Origin of the sequence: Arthrobacter sp. Hiyo1, assembly GCF_001263615.2 — a bacterium.
Taxonomy (GTDB): Bacteria; Actinomycetota; Actinomycetes; order Actinomycetales; family Micrococcaceae; genus Arthrobacter.
In genome coordinates this window covers 1-2,268 of the sequence record NZ_DF952486.1, presented here as the reverse complement: position 1 = coordinate 2,268, position 2,268 = coordinate 1, and the positions used below count along the sequence as shown (strand labels likewise).

The window sequence follows — 2,268 nt, the reverse complement described above, 5'->3', positions numbered from 1 at the left end:
CCTCCGACTCCGCATCGGCACCCCGGCGCTCGCCGCACCGCGGCTTCGGTGCCAGGAATTCGCGGAGTCGCGGACATCATCGCGACGGCGTTGATCGCCTCCGCCAGCACTGGCACAAACAGCAGCGGCACCTTGGGAGACGAGGCCGCCGTCGAACTCCGGGGGAGGGTTACCGCGCTCGCCGAGCAATTCCCGCTTTACCCGCACCTTTCCCAGGCTGGCAGCGGCAACGACGCCGCTTCCACCGAACTTGAGGCAGAAATGATTGGAGCAGCCCAGTGAGCGCAGACCAACTCCCCGAACACCCGGATTTCCTGTGGCGTAACCCGGAGCCCAAGGCTTCCTACGATGCCGTGATCGTGGGTGGTGGCGGCCACGGCCTGGCCACCGCGTACTTCCTGGCCAAGAACCACGGTATGACCAACATCGCCGTCCTGGAAAAGGGCTGGCTGGCCGGCGGCAACATGGCGCGCAACACCACCATCATCCGTTCCAACTACCTGTGGGACGAGAGCGCCGCCATCTACGAGCACGCCCTTAAGCTCTGGGAGATCCTGCCCGAGGAACTCGAATACGATTTCCTCTTCAGCCAGCGCGGCGTCATGAACCTCGCCCACACCCTCGGCGACGTCCGCGAAAGCGTCCGCCGCGTCGGCGCGAACAAGCTCAACGGGGTCGACGCCGAATGGCTGGACCCGCAGCAGGTCAAGGAACTCTGCCCCATCCTGAACATCAGCGACAACATCCGCTACCCGGTGATGGGCGCTACTTACCAGCCCCGGGCCGGCATCGCGAAGCACGACCACGTCGCCTGGGCTTTCGCCCGCAAGTGCGACGAGCTCGGCGTGGATATCATCCAGAACTGCGAAGTAACGGGCTTCCTGAAGGACGGCAACCGCGTGGTGGGCGTCAAGACCAACCAGGGAACCATCCACACCGAAAAGGTTGGCCTCGCGGCCGCCGGCCACAGCTCGGTCCTCGCCGAAATGGCCGGCTTCCGCCTCCCGATCCAGTCCCACCCCCTCCAAGCGTTGGTGTCGGAGCTGCATGAGCCGGTCCACCCCACGGTGGTCATGTCCAACCACGTGCATGTCTATGTTTCCCAGGCACACAAGGTGAATTGGTCATGGGCGCCGGCGTCGACTCTTACAACGGCTATGGCCAGCGCGGCTCCTTCCACGTGATCGAGCACCAGATGGCTGCCGCCGTCGAACTGTTCCCGATCTTCGCCCGGGCCCATGTGCTCCGGACTTGGGGCGGAATTGTGGACACCACCATGGATGCCTCGCCGATCGTCGGACTCTCGCCGGTTGAGAACATGTTCGTCAACTGTGGATGGGGAACGGGCGGCTTCAAGGGCACGCCCGCTGCGGGCCTGACCTTCGCCCACACCATCGCCACGGGAACGCCGCACGAGCTCAACAAGCCCTTTTCACTGGAACGCTTCGAGACCGGTGCCCTGATCGACGAACACGGCGCCGCCGCCGTCGCCCACTAGCCGCAGCCTTTTAGGAGACCAACCATGCTGCTCATCAGCTGCCCCAATTGCGGGCCACGAGACGAAACCGAATTCCACTACGGCGGCCAGGCCCACGTGGCCTACCCGGAAAACCCGGACGCGCTAACGGACCGCCAGTGGGCCGAGTACTTGTTCTACCGCGACAACACGAAAGGCGCCTTCGCCGAACGCTGGGTACACAGCACCGGTTGCCGCCAATGGTTCAACATGCTCCGTGACACCGTCAGCTATGACATCCAGGCCATCTACAAGATGGGCGAACCGCGCCCTGATGTGAACCCCACAGCAGCCACCACTCCGGAAGGAGCAACGAAGTGAGCCCGCAGAACGCCCGCCTCGCCACTGGCGGCCGCATCGACCGCAGCATCTCCTGGCGGTTCACCGTGGACGGCCAGGAATACACCGGCCACCCGGGGGACACCGTCGCTTCCGCTCTGCTGGCCAACGGCCGCATCAACGCAGGCAACTCCCTCTACGAGGACCGGCCCCGCGGCATCATGTCCGCCGGCGTGGAAGAATCCAACGCCCTGGTCAAGGTGGCTGCCCGCTTCCCCGGCCATGTCGCCGAGTCGATGCTTCCGGCGACCACCGTGTCTCTCGTGGACGGGCTCAACGTTGAGTTCCTGAACGGCCTCGGCAAGCTCGATCCCAACGAGGACCGCGCCGAGTACGACAAGAAGTACGTCCACACAGACGTCCTGGTGGTTGGCGGCGGCGTTTCCGGCCTCGCGGCAGCCCGCGAAGCCGTC

General features: G+C 64.9%; 2 protein-coding genes and 2 pseudogenes. All 4 read left to right on the top strand.

Features of this window, described 5'->3' with window-relative positions:
- Positions 1 to 282, top strand: a pseudogene (locus AHiyo1_RS25260) (hypothetical protein); the annotation flags it as partial.
- Positions 279 to 1,498: pseudogene (locus AHiyo1_RS23740) on the top strand (sarcosine oxidase subunit beta family protein). The pseudogenes AHiyo1_RS25260 and AHiyo1_RS23740, both read left to right, overlap by 4 nt.
- Before the next feature lie 24 nt (positions 1,499 to 1,522).
- Complete coding sequence (locus tag AHiyo1_RS23735; RefSeq protein WP_059390258.1) at positions 1,523 to 1,837, top strand: sarcosine oxidase subunit delta; 315 nt, start codon at positions 1,523 to 1,525, stop codon at positions 1,835 to 1,837.
- The coding region (locus tag AHiyo1_RS23730) for a (2Fe-2S)-binding protein (protein WP_172465742.1) at positions 1,834 to 2,268 on the top strand (435 nt) is incomplete at its 3' end. The genes AHiyo1_RS23735 and AHiyo1_RS23730, both read left to right, overlap by 4 nt.